At 26.5% G+C, this 19,805-nt stretch carries 14 protein-coding genes; 12 read left to right on the top strand and 2 right to left on the bottom strand.

From position 1 onward, the window contains the following. Positions 1–74 precede the first annotated feature (74 nt). The 4 genes from RDX53_RS01820 (at position 75) to RDX53_RS01805 (ending at position 7,800) form a co-directional block, all read left to right on the top strand. On the top strand, positions 75–1,178 hold the full coding sequence (locus RDX53_RS01820) for an SH3 domain-containing protein (RefSeq protein ID WP_307993613.1): 1,104 nt from the start codon (positions 75–77) through the stop codon (positions 1,176–1,178). 145 nt (positions 1,179–1,323) lie between these two features. Then, positions 1,324–2,481, top strand: a complete 1,158-nt coding sequence (locus tag RDX53_RS01815) for a M20 family metallopeptidase (RefSeq protein ID WP_307993611.1) — start codon at positions 1,324–1,326, stop codon at positions 2,479–2,481. A 269-nt stretch (positions 2,482–2,750) separates the two neighbouring features. Continuing rightward, complete coding sequence (locus RDX53_RS01810; RefSeq protein WP_307993609.1) at positions 2,751–6,977, top strand: DUF445 family protein; 4,227 nt, start codon at positions 2,751–2,753, stop codon at positions 6,975–6,977. Positions 6,978–7,026: 49 nt separating this feature from the next. After that, entirely contained in the window at positions 7,027–7,800 is a 774-nt protein-coding gene (locus tag RDX53_RS01805) for a DUF3298 and DUF4163 domain-containing protein (RefSeq protein ID WP_295778825.1), read from the top strand. Between the two features lie 56 nt (positions 7,801–7,856). On the opposite strand, the gene sleC is transcribed toward RDX53_RS01805, so the two are convergent. Then, on the bottom strand, positions 7,857–9,131 hold the full coding sequence (sleC, locus tag RDX53_RS01800) for a spore cortex-lytic germination protein SleC (protein WP_307993607.1): 1,275 nt from the start codon (positions 9,129–9,131) through the stop codon (positions 7,857–7,859). Between the two features lie 231 nt (positions 9,132–9,362). Between sleC and RDX53_RS01795 the strand changes: the two genes are divergently transcribed. From RDX53_RS01795 to RDX53_RS01770, 6 genes are all read left to right on the top strand, one after another. After that, the gene (locus RDX53_RS01795; protein ID WP_195929484.1) at positions 9,363–10,067 is read left to right on the top strand and encodes a PrsW family intramembrane metalloprotease; all 705 of its coding nucleotides are present in this window, start codon (positions 9,363–9,365) and stop codon (positions 10,065–10,067) included. Positions 10,068–10,089: 22 nt separating this feature from the next. After that, entirely contained in the window at positions 10,090–11,388 is a 1,299-nt protein-coding gene (locus tag RDX53_RS01790; protein WP_195929485.1) for an RsmF rRNA methyltransferase first C-terminal domain-containing protein, read from the top strand. Between the two features lie 130 nt (positions 11,389–11,518). Then, positions 11,519–12,076 carry a signal peptidase I gene (gene lepB, locus RDX53_RS01785; RefSeq protein ID WP_195929486.1) on the top strand — a complete coding sequence of 186 codons (558 nt, stop codon included), beginning with the start codon at positions 11,519–11,521 and terminating at the stop codon, positions 12,074–12,076. Positions 12,077–12,204: 128 nt separating this feature from the next. After that, positions 12,205–13,863 carry a nucleoside kinase gene (locus RDX53_RS01780; protein ID WP_295572748.1) on the top strand — a complete coding sequence of 553 codons (1,659 nt, stop codon included), beginning with the start codon at positions 12,205–12,207 and terminating at the stop codon, positions 13,861–13,863. A gap of 337 nt (positions 13,864–14,200) precedes the next feature. Then, positions 14,201–14,767, top strand: a complete 567-nt coding sequence (locus tag RDX53_RS01775; protein ID WP_307993605.1) for a helix-turn-helix domain-containing protein — start codon at positions 14,201–14,203, stop codon at positions 14,765–14,767. A 126-nt stretch (positions 14,768–14,893) separates the two neighbouring features. Then, a complete protein-coding gene (locus RDX53_RS01770) occupies positions 14,894–15,898 on the top strand; it encodes an aldo/keto reductase (RefSeq protein WP_195929489.1) in 1,005 nt (334 codons plus the stop codon). A gap of 57 nt (positions 15,899–15,955) precedes the next feature. On the opposite strand, the gene RDX53_RS01765 is transcribed toward RDX53_RS01770, so the two are convergent. Next, entirely contained in the window at positions 15,956–16,360 is a 405-nt protein-coding gene (locus RDX53_RS01765) for a RusA family crossover junction endodeoxyribonuclease (RefSeq protein WP_295572739.1), read from the bottom strand. Positions 16,361–16,422: 62 nt separating this feature from the next. Between RDX53_RS01765 and queG the strand changes: the two genes are divergently transcribed. Both queG and RDX53_RS01755 read left to right on the top strand, forming a co-directional pair. Further along, on the top strand, positions 16,423–17,334 hold the full coding sequence (queG, locus tag RDX53_RS01760) for a tRNA epoxyqueuosine(34) reductase QueG (protein ID WP_195929491.1): 912 nt from the start codon (positions 16,423–16,425) through the stop codon (positions 17,332–17,334). 96 nt (positions 17,335–17,430) lie between these two features. After that, positions 17,431–19,644 (top strand): Lon protease family protein, encoded by a 2,214-nt coding sequence (locus RDX53_RS01755; RefSeq protein WP_195929492.1) that lies wholly within the window; start codon positions 17,431–17,433, stop codon positions 19,642–19,644. The last annotated feature ends 161 nt before the right edge of the window (positions 19,645–19,805 follow it).

The following is a 19,805-nucleotide window of genomic DNA, read 5'->3' as shown; positions in this document are numbered from 1 at the left end:
GAGGGTTAAGTATTAGTATAGGAAAATTAAATACATATTATAAATAGGGAATATAAACAGAAAGAGGAATTGAGATGAATAGAAAAAAAGTCTTAAAAAATATTGTTATAATAACATCTTTAGCATCGACATTGATGTTTGCAGGTATATCAAACATAAGTATAAGTTTTGCAGACGTTATAAAATTAGTTAATACAAGTGTATTAAATGTAAGAAGTGGGGCTGGAACTAATTATAGTAAGATAGGAAGTTTAACACAAGGAACAAAAGTAAATATAATATCAGAAAGTAATGGATGGAGTAAGATAAATTATAACGGAAAAATTGGATATATATCTAGCCAATATGTAAGCGAAGTATCATCAAATCCAGCTCCAGAAACGAATAAACCTAGTAATCCTACTCCAGATAATAATACATCAGGAAATACTATAAAAGAAGTAAATACAAATGTATTAAATGTAAGAAGTGGAGCGGGAACTAATTATAGTAAAATAGGAAGTTTAACACAGGGAACGAGAGTAAGTGTAATATCAGAAAGTAATGGATGGAGTAAGATAAATTATAACGGAAAAGTTGGATATGTATCTAGCCAATATTTAAGCAAAGTATCATCAAATCCTAAATCTGTAATACTTGATGTTCCACGTATAAGTCAATATCCAGATTTACCAATGGGTTGCGAAGCAACTTCACTAGCTCAACTTTTAAGATATAGAGGAATACCTGTAACAAAAACACAAATGGCAAAGGAAATGCCTCTGTCACCAAATAAAAATCCAAACTTAGGATTTGTTGGAAGTCAATACGAAAAACAGGAAGGCATATTCCAAACAATATATCCACCTGCACTAGAATCACTTGCAAAAAAATATAGACCAAATAGTGCAGATATTACAGGTGCAAGTGTAGAAGAGTTAGAGAAAGAATTAATAAAAGGAAATCCATCAATTGTATGGGTAACAGCATATTGCAGAAATCCAGAAATGGGTTATTGGTATGAAGGTACACCAGACCAACTATGGGTTGCTAAAAATCTTCATGTTACAACATTAACTGGATTTGATGAAGATTATTACTATTTAACTGATCCAGGTATAGGAAAATTAAAAATAAAAAAATCTCAATTTAAATATGTTTATGACACTATTGGTAAAAAAGCAGTAGTAGTTAGATAAAATTATAAAGAGGGCTGTCATACTATAAAATACTATAGGACAGCCCTTTTTGAAATTTATTTATTTGGACATAATAATTTAGAATAAATAGATTAGTTTTAATATGGATTTTAATATAGTATATTTGTGAAAGAGAGGAATATTGATGTTTATAGATAGTGAAGATATAAAAAGAGTAATTCCTGAAGTAATAAAAATCAGAAGACATATACATATGTATCCAGAAATTAGTGAGCATGAATACGAAACATCCAAATATATAAAAAAATGTTTAGAAGAAATAGGATTAGAAGCAAACTTTATTGGAGATACAGGAGTAGTATCAATGCTTATGAATAATCCAGAATTTCAAACTGTTGGATTGAGATCAGAAATGGATGCATTGCCAATAGAAGAAGAAACAAATTTAGAATTTAAATCTAAAAATAAAGGAGTTATGCATGCATGTAGCCATGATGGAATTGTAGCTACTGCATTAGGTGTGACAAAACTGCTTTATGAGCATAAAGATGAATTAAAATGCAATGTCAAATTTATTTTTGAGCCAGCAGAAGAAGTTGGAAGAGGGGCTAAAAAACTTATAAAAGAAAAAGTACTAGAAAATCCAACTGTAGATAAGATGGTGATTTTCCATTATGCAAATTCGGCACCTATAGGAATGGAGATTCAAAAGGGAGTTTCCACCGCAACCCTAGGAAGAGTCAGTATTGAGATAATAGGAAAATCATCACACTGGGGTGAGCCAGAAAAAGGGATAAATGCAATATCTGTAGCTGCAAAAGTCATAGACGCTATAGACAAAATAAATGAAGATTTAAAAGAAAAAATACAGTTTGTACTTGGAATGGGAATTATAAATGGTGGAGTAAAAAATAACATAATGGCTGAAAATGTGAAACTAGAAGGAACTATTAGAACATTTTGCGAAGAAAATCTTGAATATGTTTTAACATACCTCCAAGACAGAATGAAAGAAATTGAAGAAGAAACAAAAGCAACAATTAAAGCAACATTAACTTCACACCTTCCTGCATTAATCAACAATCCTGATTTAGTAAAAATGGGTAGCAAAGTTGGAAAAGAAGTATTTGGAGACAAGTTTGTTTTAGGAGAAAAGCCATTTTTAGCAGGAGATAATGCAGCTTATTATTTTAGATTAGTGCCTGGCGTGAGGATGGTATTCTTTGCAGAAAAAGAAAATGAAGAAAATTATCCACTTCATAATGGCAAATTTGATTTTAATGAAGATATTTTTCCATATGCAGTATGCGCACTTTATAATGTAATTTCAACTATAGAATAAATTAAACTTAATTAATAAACTATGCCTTTTTGATTTTTATATTAAAAAGGCATTTTTATACGGTTAAAAACAAATTTTTATTGATATAATTCATATTAAAGAGAGAATATGTCTAATATATTGTTAATATAGATTTTTTAGCATATTAATATAGTTTAAAACCAAATAATTTAACTGTAACTTTCTTGTTTAATAGGAAATTTTATTATATACTTGTTTAAGGAAATTTATGCAATTTAATTATAAATAATAGTGAATAGGTGATAAAAATGGCAAACGTACAGGATATTGTTTTTATATTGATGCAGGGCTTTTCTGGGGCTGTTGCAGGATATATAACTAATAAATATGCGGTTAACATGATTTTTAAAGAGTATACTCCTTTAAAAATTGGAGGAGCAGTTAAAAAAAATAAAGTGAAATTTATAGAAGAAGTAAGTGAATTAGTAGAAAGAGATATCGTAAACTCAGAAACTTTGATTGGGTCTATTGAAAGCAAAGACTTTTCAAATGTTATCGATGCAGCATGTATTGATTTTGTTACTAATTCATTAAATGATGTCTTTGATGGTGTAAAGTTAAAAGACATTCCTAAAATAAGTTCTAGTTCACAACAATGTGTAACATTTATTGAACAAAATTTACAAGAAGAATTACCAAAATTAATAGATAATATGTCTAATAAAATAGACATAAAGAAATTAATTCAAAAAGATCAGTTAGATAATATAAGTGAAAAAATAGTAAAATTAATCATAGAAGTACTAGAAACAGATGAAAAATTAGAAGAATTTTTATCATGTGTATATGATGAAAATAAAAATGAAGTTTTAGCAGATTTTTTAAGTGAAGGAGCTAAAATAAAGTTAATTCAAGGAATAACAACAATTATAAATCAGTCTATTGAAAATATAATTGATGATAAAGAAAAATGTTTAGAATTAATAGAAAAAATATATGCTCTATTAGACTTAAAATCTGTAATATCTAAATTAGAAGAGAATTTAAATCAAAAAACTTTAGAAGATATAGCTGGAGAAGAAGGCTTAAACAATATAAGCAATCTACTATTTGAAAATATAAAAGAATTAATAAACGAAGATACAAATAGAGATAAAGTAAAACAAATTGTATCTGAATTATTGGCTATAGCTAAAGATATGGATGTAACTTTATTTGAAATACTTCCAGAAGAATTAGCAAATTCAATAGTAAGTTATATTAGATTTATTATTCCAGATATCGCTCCACATATATCAAACTGGTTATATGAAAATAAAGAAAAGATAGACTTTATAATAAATACATCAGTTAATGAAACTGTGAATGATGCAGAAGATCCATCATTCAGAGGTATAGTAGACAAATTTGGAAGTATGTTATCGACAATCTCTCAAACATTGAAAATTGTTGATAGAGCTGCAAATATGGTTGATAATTATGACTTATCACCTGAAGATAGCCAAAAAATATACTTAGCTATATCAAAATTCTTTGATGAAACAAGTATCGGACATATAGTTGAACTATTAGAAGATAAATTAAATTTAAGTGATGATGATATTTGTGAAAAGTTATTAAATTTATTTAATGATAAAGGAAATGTCTTAACTAAAAAGATAGTATTTAACTATAAAGATAAGACAATATCAAATTTTGTAAACCTAGATTTAGACAAAATATTTAAATCAAGCATTACACCTTTAATTTATAACTTTATTAAATCTAAAAAAGATAATATAGAAAAAATAGTATCAAATTTAGTAGAAGAAAAAACTAATAAGGTACTATCTAATAAAATAGAAAATTTAATTTCAAAAGAAAAAGTTAGAGTACTATCTGAAAAATTACCTAAATTAATTGCAAAATATCTAGGTAATAACAAAAAAATATGCAAATTATATATAGAAAAAATAGTATCTTCATCTTTAGATAATATAGACTTTGAAAATATAATAATAGAAAATAAAGAATCGATAATTTTATTAGCATGTAATAAATTTAATGATTTAGAAAAAACAGTTATAGAACAATTAAAAAATAAAGAAGTAAAAGATATTTTAGGCTTAATTAAAGATAAAGAAGGATTTAGTTTATCATTAAGTCAAAAACTTCATAAAGGTCTTGTTAATAATGTAGAAAAAGTAATAGATAATAACGTAAAAAGAGTAATCTACAACAACTTAATAAAATTAGATGAAGATGAAATTTGTAATATAGCACAAAGTTTTATGGGTAAACAGCTTAAACCATTATCTTATTTTGGAGCTTTATTAGGAACTGTAGCAGGGTTAATATTTGCATTTGGAATAAATGGAACAATAAATAATCTAGGTTTCTATAACAGATATCAAACTACAATAATGGCGTGTGTTCTTATGGGATTAGTAGGAATACTTACAAATGTAATCGCATTATGGATGATATTCCACCCATATGAAAAAAATAAATTTGTTGCAAAAATACCTCTATTTAAAGTATTTTCACAAGGGTATATACCTGCGCACAAAGAAGGCTTTGCAAATGGTATGGCATACTTTATAGATAATGAACTTTTAAAAGGTAAGAGGGTAGAAAGTTTATTTAATAGCAAAAAAGATAAATTTTCACAAAGTATCTTTAACTTTGTATCTAAAAACAATTTTAAAATGTTAGTAGATATAGCTAGTGAAAAGAAAAATCAAATAAGCAAATTCTTATATAAATTTATTATAGATAAATGCAAACAAAACAAAACAAAAATTGCCCAAGCTTTATCTAATACAGCAGAAAATGTAACTTTAGATGAAGTATTAACTAAGAAAAAGGCTATTAGTGTATCAGAAAACTTCTTATCAAATTTAGATAAATTAGATGATGCAGTAATAAAATTTGCACAAGAAAAAATTGATAGACAAAAAACAATAAATAACTTATTGCCAGAAGCAGTAGTTCAATCTATAAATAATGGAGTAAATGAAGCTATAGACAATAGTATAAAAACTTCTGTAGATAAAATACTTAAAGAAGAGTTAGTAAAATCATTAATTTTAAATAATGAAGGAATTTATAATGATTTTAAATCAAAAACACTTTATGATGTTATTGGAAGTGAAAAATTATCTAAATTAGAATCAATGGTTGATAAAGATTTAAATAATTATATAGTTATAAATTTACCAACATTATTAGAAAAATCAATAGATGAATTATTACAAAGTGAACTTCATGAAGAGAAAACAATTGGTGAGCTTTTTGGTGGAAGTATAAGAATAACTTTAGATAAAAATTTATACTCAATAACAGCGGCTTTATTAGGAAAAGTAAATAATTATGCCCAAGAAAACAAAGAACAAGTCGTTAATATGGTTATTAATATGGTGAGAAAACAACTTAATTTCTTCGTAAAAATGGCTTATGACTTTATGAATGGAGATAGACTTGTAAGTCTTGTTGTTATAAACATCATAGAGACAAAATTAGAAGACTTTATAAACGATACTATGTATTCTACAATAAAAACAACTTCTATATGTCTAAAATCAGCTATATACCCAACTACAATACAACATGTTGGCTTTGTAGCAGAAGATGTAAATACAAAATTAATAGCAAGTACACTTGCTGAAGACATAAAACAAAATGAAATAATATTTAACAATGTTGATGACTTAGCTTTAGTTACAATTGATAAAGCGAAAGAAATAAAATTATCAGATATATTTAAAGACACAAATATAGAAAATATAGAAAATCTATACAAAGTGTTTGAGGGAGAAATTGCTCAAACTTTAAGCCTAGTAAATGATAATTATAACAATAACATAGAGAATATAAATAAATTTATAAATGATTATATTAATCAAAATATAATAGTAAAAATATTAGATGAAAAACTATCGAATATAATAGATATAGATGAAACTCTAGAATTTACGATTAAATCTATACTAGAAAAATTAAATAAAAATATTGAATCTAAAGAATTAATATTAAAATCTATTAAAATAGCTTATGAAAATAACATAGTAGGTATGAAATTAAATAATTTATTAGAACAAAATATTTTACTTTCAGAGATAGAATCATATTTAGATAAACTATTTAATGACTTAGATTTCAATGAAAATAATCAATATATAGTAGATAAAATAGTATTTAACTGTATAGAAAGTGAATTTAAATTTATTGATAAAGATACAAAAGATTACATTGTAAAATGCATAGTAGATGCATTACTTATTACAGGTATTGGATTTACTGTTGATGCTATGAAAGCACTTAAACTTAAAGAAATAACTACAGAACAAGTAGAAATTATGGACCCAAGAGAAATTCATATGCTATTTAAAGCATTTGCTGGTGACTTCTTCATTAAACTATACTTATATGGTTCAATGGGAGCAGTATTTGGTATAAATATGTACTTGTCAATTCTTTTAGGAATAGTGGACTGGTTCTATAGCAAAAAAGTAGATGAATTTGAAATTAGTACCGATAATATATTTAAGGAATAAAATAAAAAAAACTCCTCACTCTATAAATAAATAGAGGAGGAGTTTTTTTATGAAAAAATCAACAGCAATCATAATTTTAATTATAGGAATTTTAATAATATCTATGTGTAATTTTGATGAGGTAAAAGAGGCGTTTGAATTAAATATTATAACTACAACTATACAATCAAAATTAATAAATAAAGACAATAAATATATAAAGGCAGACTTGAAAATACCACAGTTAACTATGGGAAATAAGAGTATTGAAAATAATCTAAATAAAAAATTTGAAACAGATATAATGAGTTTTTATAATAACTCATACAAAGAAGCACAATCTTTTTTTGATGATTTTCCCGAAGCAGAAAATAAATTTATTGTAAGCTCTGATTATGAAGTTAAAAAAAGTAATGACGATATATTGAGTATACTTATTAAATATTATAAATATAGCGGTGGAGCACATGGAATTTATGAATATGTACCATACAATATAGATTTAACATCTGGAAATACATTTGTATTAAATGATATTTTTACTCAAAATTCAAATTATGAGCAAGTTATAAATGATGAAATAAAATCTCAGATAAAAACTTTAAATAAAGAGCAAGGCCTTCCTGAAGATAGCACACAATTATATGCTTTCAATAAAATAAAAAATAATCAAAAATTTTATATAAAGGATGATTCAATTGTTATATTTTTTGATTTATATGAAATAGCTCCTTATGTAGCAGGTGTGCCAGAATTTATTATAAAAAAAGAGCTTATAAATACCTTGCTAATTCCTAAATACAAAGAAATAATTTTTTATAGTTCTAAAGCTACCACAGTTTAATATTTTATATAAAAAAGTATCTTAGCTATATATAATGTGCCAAGATACTTTTATTTTTAGATTATAGGATGTAATGAAGCAATTTTTGTAACTGCAACATAAACTCTAGAAATTTCATACCAAGTTTTAAAGTCTACTACACCAGTTTGTGGTAATCCGAATATCTTTTGGAATGTTCTAACTGCTTCAGCAGTAGACGGACCATATATTCCATCTTCAGCGACCTTTGGAATAGCTGGGTAAGAGTTAGATATTGCGTTTAATTGATTTTGGATAGTTCTAACAGGAGTTCCTTTAGAACCAATTTCTAATGTTGTTCCAAGAAAAGAAACTGGAACTCCAGATACAATTTGTGCTTCTGCAAACAATATATTATCTCCATAAAAATATTTAAGAATCTCCTCATAATTATATCCTTGATCACCTAAACTCTTACTTCCCCATTGAGTCATTTGGTCAGGACATTGTGTTTTTTGACCATCACAATATTGTGCTAAAAGTGGCTGTCTTGCTGTAGGAGGTCTTTTTATAAATGTATTAAAAACTGTATCTACTACAACTGATATTTCATCAAAAATATTTCTGTTATGAATATACTTGTGGTCATAATTAGTAGTAGATGTAATTGTGAAGTTGTATCCTTGGTTTCTATACCACTCTGTAAAAACTCTATTTAAAGTAAATGATATAATTGCTATTACATTTGCATAAATTGTTTGTTCAGGCCATGTTGGATATATTTCGGATGATGCTACATTTTTTATATAAGTCTTAAATGGAACCCAGTAATTTTCAGCGGAAGAGTCAGATGGCAATCCGTCATGAACAACTATAAATTCTGGAACAACTGGATTATCTAATACAACAAATCCTGTTGGTGCAGGAATTGGTTTTAAGCTGTCTTCAGGTATTTTTGGTGGATAATCTCCCCATAAAGTATGTGGTCCTATATCATAAGTGATTTCATTTTGTCTTCTATAAGATCGTCTACTTCTTTGTTTTGGTGTCATCGGAATAGGTTGTCTAGCAGTTACTATAGGCAAAAGTTGTGTACCATCTATAATTATTGTTTCATATCCATCTTTTATAGCTTCGACTATATAGTCAGCATAAGGCTTTGTAGTAGAAGTTGGATCTAATGAATAATCAACATCTGGTGCAGATAAAGGAATATTTACAATTTGACCAGACTCATTAGTTTTTAAGTTTTGATATATAGCAGAAGATGTTGAACCATCTGCATTTTGTCCATAAATATTTATAGTAACATCTTGTATCGGCGCATTAGTCGTTGAATCTACAACGCTTATTGTTAAGAAACCGTCTTGCATTTAATCACCTTCTTTTCTTTTATAACACATAATATAATTTTAGTACCTACCAAGTTACATACTAAAATTGTATTATTATTAACTATATGCAATTTAATAATAACTGTTGAGAAAAAGTAAAAAATTATTGATAATTCTATTATTTATTTTATGAATAGAGCTAGTCTTTTGTGAAAAGATATTTTATAAGAGCAATAACAGAATAAAAGAGAGGAGAAAATATATTTTTATATGTTGGCTTTTTTAATTACATTTCTACCGATAATTAGCTTTATATTATGGGTTTATTATAAAGATAAATATAACAGGGAAAATATTTCTATACTTTTAAAATATTTTATTCTAGGTATAATTCTTAGCTTTTTTGCAATAATAATCGAAAAATTTTTGATAGATAGAAATATATTTGAGGATGATACAAATTTGATATATACTGCATTTGTAATAGCAGGATGTACGGAAGAAATATTAAAAGGTTTAGTACTTTATATTTTTTCAAAAAAAGAAGATTCATATGATGAAAAATTAGATGGAATAATGTATTCTGTTTTTTTATCACTAGGATTTGCAACTGTCGAAAATTTAATTCATATTAATTATGATTCCAAAATGATATTTCAAGTAGCATTTATTAGAGCTATAATATCAATACCAGCTCATATTATGTTTGCAATTACCATGGGATATTATATTTCAAAATATAAATTTGAAAAAAATATAGCTAAAAAAAGACAGAACTTAATTCTAGCTTTTTTAATACCTATATTACTTCATGGTACTTTTGATTTTATATTGATGATACAGTATAAATGGATTATTATAGTTTTTATAATATATATTATAATTTTAGCAACAATTAATTTAAATAAATTTAATAAATATATGTTATATTCAAAAAAGAGATTTTTTGATAGACTAAAACATGGAAAGAAATAAATATGACAGAGAGGAAAAAATTTTGATTAGTTTACCAGAAAGATTTTTAGAAGATGTAAAAGTAATACTAGAAGATGAGTATGAACAATTTATAAATAGTTATAATGAAAAAAAGACAACAGGTATTAGATTAAATACAATGAAAATGACAAAGGATAAGTTTGAGGAATTAAATTTATTTAAGTTAGATCAAATTCCTTGGACAAATGAAGGGTTTTACTATGATGAAACAGAGTGTAAACCAGGTAAAAATCCACTTCATGAGGCAGGAGCTTATTATCTTCAAGAGCCATCTGCAATGAGTGTAGTGCCTAAATTAGATATACAAAAAGGTGATAAAGTACTAGATATGTGTGCAGCACCAGGAGGAAAATCAACATATATATTATCTAAATTAGACGATACAGGACTTTTAGTCTCAAACGAAATAAATCCTATAAGAATTAAGGCATTAGGTGAAAATCTTGAGAGATTTGGTGCTAGAAATTGTATAATAACAAATACCGATTCAGCTCACCTTAGAAAAGTATTTACAGGTTATTTTGATAAAATAGTAATAGATGCACCTTGTTCTGGAGAAGGAATGTTTAGAAAAGATCCAGTTGCAATAGAAGACTGGACTTATAGCAAAGTTTTAGAGTGTCAATCTATCCAAAAAGAAATTATAAGAGATGGATATAAAATGCTTAAAAAAGGCGGAACACTTGTTTACTCAACATGCACATTCTCAAGAGAAGAAAATGAAGATGTTATAGAAGAATTTATAGCAGAACATGAGGGCGCAGTATTAATAGAAATGGAAAGATTATGGCCTCATAAAGTAAAAGGTGAAGGTCACTTTGTAGCTAAAATTCAAAAATTAGATGATGAAGACTGTAGAGTCAAAGAAATGAAAATAAAAAAATTAAATAATGAGATAAAAGAATACAGAAACTTTGAGAAAAAACATCTTAATATAAATGTAGACAACAAATTTATGTTAAGAGGGGACAACTTATACTTATTACCTGATGAATGTCCAAATGTAGATAAACTTAAAGTATTAAGATATGGTTTACACCTAGGAGTATTAAAGAAAAATAGATTTGAACCATCACATGCATTATCACATTATTTAAAAACAGAACAAATAAAACATACAGAAAATATATCTTTAAATGATGAAACTATATTTGATTACCTAAGAGGAAATGTAATAAATACAGGGGAAAGTCGTGGATGGGTAGTTGTAACTGTAGAAGAAATTCCTATTGGATGGGGAAAAGAATCTAACGGTGTACTAAAAAATCATTACCCAAAAGGATTAAGAATAAATTATTAAAAATTTATATTAACAGTTTATTGCACTAAGTAATTATTATAAACCTAAATGGTCAAATAAAGGAAAATAACCCTTTTTATTGAATATAATATATATTTCAATCTAATTAGTGCAGAGAGGAGAGAATATAATGGGAAAGAAAGAAGTAAATCAAACACAAAGTGTAAAAAACAGCATAATTGAATGGGTAAAAGTTTTTGGACTAGCTATTGTATTAGCATTTGTAATAACTTTATTCATAAAACCAACACTAGTTAGTGGAGATTCAATGCTTCCAACTCTTCACGAAAATGACTATCTTATAATAAATAAAATTGGATATAAAATAGGGGAACCTAAAAATGGAGATGTTATAGTTTTTAAATCTGACTTAGAAAAAAATGATGGCACAACCAAAGATTTAGTAAAAAGAATAATTGGTGTTGCAGGAGACAAAGTTGTAATTAAAGACGGCAAAGTTTATTTAAACGATAAGTTACTTGATGAAACTTATTTAAGCGAAGGTATGGATACTACTGGAGATGTAGATATAGTAGTTCCCGAAGGAAAACTCTTTGTATTAGGAGATAACAGAGAAGTTAGTTTAGATAGTAGATACGAACAAGTTGGACTAGTTGATGTAAATGATGTAGAAGGAAAAGTTTTAGTTAGACTATATCCTTTCAATGATATTAGTCTAATTAAATAGTTTATTTAATATATTTTTAAAGATTAATTAGGTACAAATATATATAACCAATAATAAAATAAATAAAAGGGGAAACATATTTTAATTTATAATATTTAAATAGATTTTCTTAGAAGAGGGGTACAACTATGATTAATTTAAATATTAATGGAAATGTAAAAACATACACTGTAAAAAATAATGAACAAGGAATTAAACTATCTGATATAGCGAAAGATGTAGAACAAGATTATTCAGGTTATATATCACTAGCTGTAGTAAATAATGAATTAAAGGAATTGAATACTTATATTAAAGAAGATAGTGATATACAATTCTTAGATACTAAAAATCCAGATGGACTTAGAGTATATACTAGAACGTTGAATCTTGTCTTTATTATGGCATGTAAATGTCTGTTTAAAGATAGTAGAGTAGTAATAGAACATTCATTATCTAATGGAGTTTATTGTGAGATACATCTTGATAGAGCTATTACTAAAGACGACATAGCAAATATTAAAGAAAAAATGGATAAAATAATATCTAATGATTATGAAATAAATAAAACTGTATATAGCAAAGAAGAGGCAATAAAAATATTTGAATCTGTTGGTTTGAATGAAAAGGCCGAATTAATCAAGTATAAAGATGGAGATACTGTAAAAATATATAAATGTAATAACTATATTGATCATTTTTATGGATATCTTATGCCTTCAACTGGATATATAAAAAGTTATGATTTATTCAAATATAAAAATGGAGTAATATTAATGGCTGCTAGCGAAGATGATAAACACATCCCTAAAAAGTTTATACCACAACCAAAGCTTGCAAGTATTTATAAAGAAGCAGAGCGTTGGTCAGATTTAATGGGTGTAGACAAGGTATTAACTCTAAATAAAATAATAGAATCAGGAAAATATGGTGAGATAATAAGAATTGTAGAAGCATTACATGAGAAAAAGATTGGACAGATTGCTGATATAATAAACGAAGAAAACAAAAGAATAATTTTGATTGCAGCACCGTCTTCATCAGGAAAAACAAGTTTTGCGACAAGGTTATCTATTCATCTAAAAGTTAATAACCTAAATCCTATATCTATCTCATTAGATAATTATTTTATAGATAGAGATAAAACTCCATTAGATGAGTTTGGACATTTAGATTATGAATCTATACGTGCGATAGATTTAAAAAGATTCAATAAAGATTTAAATGATTTATTAGAAGGAAAAGAAGTTCAACTTCCTAGATATAACTTTATAACAGGAAAAAGTGAACCAGGCGAAATTCTACAAATAGATGAAAATCAGCCGATAATATTAGAAGGTATACATGGTTTAAATCCAATGTTAACAGCGTCAATACCTGATAATGAAAAATTCAAAATTTATTTAAGTGCATTGACTCAATTAAATTTAGATGACCACAATAGAATACCAACTACTGATTTAAGATTAATCAGAAGAATAGTTAGGGACAATCAATTTAGAGGTCATACTGCTGAGATGACTATAAAGGGATGGCCATCTGTAAGACGAGGAGAAGAAAAAAATATCTTCCCTTATCAAGAGCAAGCTGATGTAATGTTTAATACTGCTTGTGTATATGAATTATCATTATTAAAAGCATACGCAAAACCATTATTAGAACAAATTGATAAAACAAGTGAGGCATATATCGAAGCGAAGAGACTTCTAAAATTGCTACAATACTTTGTGGAATTAGATGACTTATCTGATATACCACCAACAGCAATAATTAGAGAATTTATTGGTGGAAGTAAAATCGTACACTAAGTTTATAAAAATATATAAAACAAATAAAAAGTAAGAATCAATTATAATAAAATTTGATTCTTATTTTTTTATAATAAATTTGATATAGAAAAAATATTTTTTATACACTAAGTATTTGAGTTGAAATTTAGATTCAAATCATGTACTATAGTAATATCTAATGTTTAGATTATTCAAACAATTTGAAATCTGAACTTAAATTGTTGGTAAAAAATTAGAAAGAATACATGAATACATTGCCAATATATGTATTAGGTTTTTTTGACAATTATATATATTTAATATATAATTATTTTTATATTAAGTAAGTTAAGTGACTTTTTTGGGGGTAAGAAAAATGAAGGATTTGTTAGTATTGCGAGACCTAGAGTGTGTTAAAGCTATTGCACACCCAAGAAGAATAGACATACTGAATGCTTTTGATAAAGAACCATTATCGGCAAAGCAATTATCAGAGATGTTAGACGAACCACATGCTAAGATAAACTATCATATTAAAACATTATACAATGTAGGAATATTAGAATTGGTTGAGGAAAAAATAAAATCTGGTATAGTTGAAAAATATTACTACCCAACAGCTAATAATGTTGTTATGAGTAGAAAAATAATTGATTATACTCTAGATCCTGCAAGTAAAGATGGGGCTGTATCTATTTCTGATTTTGAAGATACAATAGAGCATTTTTATAATGCTGTTGAAAAAGGGGCATTAAAATTAGATAGTGTTTTAGAATACAGAGATATAAAATTATCAGATTCTGAAATTATTGAATTAAAAAATACGATTAATAATAAGGTTTCAGAAATTTTAGCAAATAGAAAAGAAAATGACGAAGTTAAAAAACATGATCTAATGATGGTAGCAATACCTGCAGATCTTGATAATGAAATTGCAGAATAAGTATCAACTATGTTGGTACTTTTTTTAGTTAATTTAAAAATCATAGTAATGTTTATACTAGCATTTTAATTATGGTTTTATTAAAAAATATATTAATAAGGTGTATTTTAGAAAGGAAATTTGTTTATGAGATATTTTGGGAAGACAGGGATGAAGATAAAACGAGTTGGATTTGGAGGAATTCCTATACAACGAATAAGCCAAGAAGATACAAACAAAGTAATTGATGAACTAGAAAAGTGTGGAGTTAATTTTATCGATACGGCAAGGGGATATACGGTTAGTGAAGAGTATTTAGGAAATGCACTAAAAGGAAGAAGAGAAAAATTCTACATAGCAACTAAATCAATGTCAAGAGATTATGAATCTATGAAGAGAGATATAGAAATCAGTTTAAAAAATCTTCAAACTGATTATATAGATTTATATCAGATGCATAATGTAAAACCAGCAGAATATGATACTTTATTTGGTGAAGATAAAGCATATAGAGCTTTGTTAGAAGCAAAAGAACAGGGAAAAATAAAACACATTGGAATAACTAGTCATGGTTTAGAAACTGTTGAAAAAGCTGTAGAAAGTGATAAATTTGAAACTATACAATTCCCATACAATATAGTTGAGAATCAAGCTGATGAAGTGTTTAAAAGAGCATATGAAAAAGGTGTTGGAACAATAGTTATGAAACCATTAGCAGGTGGGGCGATAGATGATGGAACATTAGCTATGAAATATTTATTATCAAGAGAATATATTGATGTTGCAATACCTGGTATGGATAGTCCACAACAAGTTATAGAAAATACTGATGTATTACAAAATTATGAGTTAACAGAAGAAGATAATAAAAAGATTGCTAAAATTAAATCAGAATTAGGAACTAATTTCTGTAGGAGATGTGAGTATTGTCTTCCATGTCCAAAAGGTATAAATATACCTCAAAACTTTTTATTAGAAGGATATTATAATAGATATAATTTAAAAGATTGGGCAGTAGATAGATATAGAGGACTTGCTGAAAATGAAAGAGCGAGTAATTGTATTGAATGTGGTGCCTGTCAAAAGAAATGTCCATACGAATTACCAATAATAGATATGTTAAAAAAAGTAGTTGATACTTTAGAAAAATAAATATAAATAAAATAGATTGCATCAACAATATGTTAGACTGCAATCTATTTTTATTGTTTATTTTTCAGTTATTGTATAAGAAACATCATATTTTGAGGCAGGATAAAGAAATATTTCAACTCTAGGATCTTCTTTATCTATATAGTTAAATAATAAAACAGGTTTAAGTTGTTTATCATTTTTTATTATTCCACTTTTCTCAATTCCATCACATATACTCTTAGGATAATTGTGTAAATCACCCATTCTTTTATTTGGGAAATAAAGTTTTAAAACAGTTATTAAATCTTCTTCTATTTGTTCACCCTGATATTGTTGGTTTATATATCCCGCAATCATGTTTTCATACGCTAAATATTTAGAATGTTTTCCTTTTGCTGGCATCCAGGCTTGACCATGAATATTAGTAAGTTTAAAATTAGATTTACTAATAGGTCGACCTGGGATTGTTAGTTTTATCAAATTATCACTCCCTTACCTTTAGTTATTATAAAACTAAAATGCAATTTACGAAAGGAAATTTTATGGATAAAAATAGATTAATAGAAATTTGTAACAACTTGGGAATAGATACTGTAGGAATTGCACCAGTTGGCCCATATACTGAATTGAAAAAAATTTTGATAGATAGAAACGAAAAGCAATATTTAACTGGGATGGAAGAGGAAGATATAGAAAAAAGAACAAATCCAAAGTTAATAATGGAAGATGCAAAATCAATAATAGTATGTGCATTTCCATATTATGCAGGAGAATATGAAGATACAAATCTATCTAAATATTGCTATGGTGAAGATTATCATATTGTAACAAAACAAATATTAAATGAGGTATGTCTACAAATTGAAAATGAAATCCCTGAATTTAAATATGAAATATTTGCAGATAATGGTCCTTTGGTTGATAGATATTTAGCATATTTAAGTGGAATAGGGTATTTTGGAATAAATAACAACATAATAACAGATAAGTATGGCTCTTATGTATTTATTGCATACATAGTGAACAATTATGATTTTGAAAAAGATATACCGCTAGATAAAACTTGTTTAAAATGCAATAAGTGCGTTAAAGCCTGTCCAGGAAATGCTCTTTTAGGAAATTTTGAAATAGATCCAAGAAAATGCCTTTCATACATTACCCAAAAAAAAGAAGAGTTATCTGAACAAGAAGAAGATGCATTAAGAAAAAATAAAAAAGTTTTTGGATGTGATATATGTCAGGATATATGTCCACACAATAAAAATATAGAAGTTACAAACTTCCCTCAATTTAAAGAGAATTTAATGACAAAAATAGATATAGATGAAATTAATGAAATATCTAATAAAGAATTTAAACGAAGATATAATAATAAGGCATTTAGTTGGAGAGGAAGAAAACTTATTAAGCGAAATTTAGATATAATTTATGAAGAAAACAAAATAAATCTTTAAAATTTTGATAAATAAAGTAAATATTCATAATTAATAATATCCCTCAAACATATAATTAGATAAGATGAAAAAATGTTGTATTGAGGGGAGAGGGCTATGAAAAAATTTAAAAATACTTCTGAAGTTGAACCTTATGATGGTATTATTGGTCAAGAAAGAGCTGTAAGCGCAATGCAATTAGGGCTACAAATGAATAATCCAGCTTATAATATATATGTTTCAGGATATTGTGGAAGTGGAAGAATTACTTATGTTATAAATGAAATTCAATCCCAGCAAATTGATGAGAGCAAAATAAAGGACTGGTGTTATGTATATAATTTTAAAGACGGAAGATGTCCAGTTGCTATTGACTTTCCAGCAGGGAAAGGTATGGAATTTAAAGAATACATGGAGGATTTAATTGAAAGCTTAACAGAAGAAATTAACGAAGCATTTGAAAATGAGGAGTATGAACTTACAAAAAATAAATTATTACAGACGTATGAGTTTGAAAAAGAAAAACTATTAAAAAGTGTAAGAAATTATGGTAGAGAAAAAGGATTTAAGCTTAAGAGTAGCTCTTCAGGCTTTATATTTATGCCTATAGATGATAATTATGAAGAAGAAATATCAGCAGAAGAATTTTGTCAGACTAAAAAAGAGCTTGAAGAAATGGCTATACAAGTCTTATATAAATTAAAAGAATTAGAAGAAAGAGTAAAACAAGTCGTTATTGAAACAGAGAACCAAATCGGCAAATTAGTAGTAGTACCATATATAGAAGCTGCCAGAGAAAAATATAGTGATAATAAAAAAGTATTAGATTATTTAGATGAATTAGAAGAAAATATATTAGAATATATATATCTTTTCTATTTAGATGAAGATGATTTAAAAGATAAATATGATAAAAACTATACATTAAAATACGAAGTAAACTTATTTGTAGATAATTCAGAGTTTAAGAAAGTTGTTGTTGAAAATGACCCAAGACCAAGTAATTTATTTGGAAAAGTAGAATATGAATATCAAAATGGAAATCTAAAAACAGACTTTACAAAGATAATTCCAGGTGCATTTCATAAAGCTAATGGAGGATACTTAGTTTTATATGTAGATCAACTTTTAAGATATGCAAATACATGGGAATTGCTCAAAAAGACATTAAAAACTGGACAAATAGACATAGAAGGGCAAGGTTTTATAAATCCAATGCCTATTCCAACTGACTTAAAAATAATACTTATAGGAAGTAGATATTTATATAATCTTATATATAATTACGACCCAGAATTTATGAAATACTTTAAAGTATTTGTGGATTTTGATGATGAGATGAATAAAACAGAAGAAAATGAAGATGCAATAAGTGGTTTTATATCATATCAATGTAAAAAAAATAACTATAAACACTTATCTTATGACGCTGTTACACAAGTAATTAATCAAAGTATGAGAATGGTAGAGGATAAAAAGAAATTATCTACTAATTTTAATAAAATAATGGAAATGATAAATGAAGGAAATCTATATGCACAAATGGATAATTCAAAATATATAGAAAAGAGACATATAGAAAAGGCTATACAATCAAAAAAATATAGAATTGATAAAATTGAAGAAAAAATAGATGAATCATATAAAAGAGAAAATACATTAATCGACATAAAAGGGAAACAAGTAGGCGTAATTAATGGATTATCTGTTTTGAGTACTGGTGAACACACATTTGGCAAACCTTCACGAATAACTGTTTCGACAGCCTGTGGAAGTAAGGGCATTGTAAATATAGAAAGAGAAGCCAAAATGAGTGGTTCTATCCATAATAAAGGGGTATTAATACTAGAAGGATATTTAGCAGAAAATTTTGCACAAGAGTTTCCATTATCGCTAAATGCATATATTTGTTTTGAACAAAATTATGGCGGTGTAGATGGAGATAGTGCCTCATCTGCGGAATTATATGCTTTATTATCATCATTAAGTAATATAGGAATTAAACAAAATATTGCTGTTACAGGCTCTATAAATCAAAAAGGTCAAATTCAAGTAGTGGGTGGAATTCCTAAAAAAGTAGAAGGATTTTATTACTGCTGCAAACATAAAGGACTAACAGGTGATCAAGGTGTAATAATTCCAGCAAAAAACGAAGACAATTTAGTGCTTTGTAGTGAAGTGGAAGAGGCTATAAAAAATAAAAAATTCCATATTTATAAAGTAAATAGAATCGAAGAGGCAATGGAAATTTTAACAGATGAAAAATTTAAACTAATAAAAGAATTATCTATAGAAAAATTGAGAAAATATAGTGAATATAAAACAAAATAATCTTACTTAAATCTTTAAATAAAATTGAAAATATTAAAAAGTCAATTTTGAGAATATTACTATGTCCAAAATTGATTTTTTTTGTTGTAAAAGGAAAAATATAAATAAAATGTTTTGTAATATATTAATTAAATTTAAAGATAATAAATTTAAAGATAAAA

The sequence above is a fragment of the uncultured Intestinibacter sp. genome (genome assembly GCF_902468165.1).
In the GTDB taxonomy this organism is placed as follows: Bacteria; Bacillota; Clostridia; order Peptostreptococcales; family Peptostreptococcaceae; genus Intestinibacter.
The sequence above is the reverse complement of the archived record's forward strand: the minus strand, read 5'-3'. Positions and strand labels throughout refer to the sequence as shown.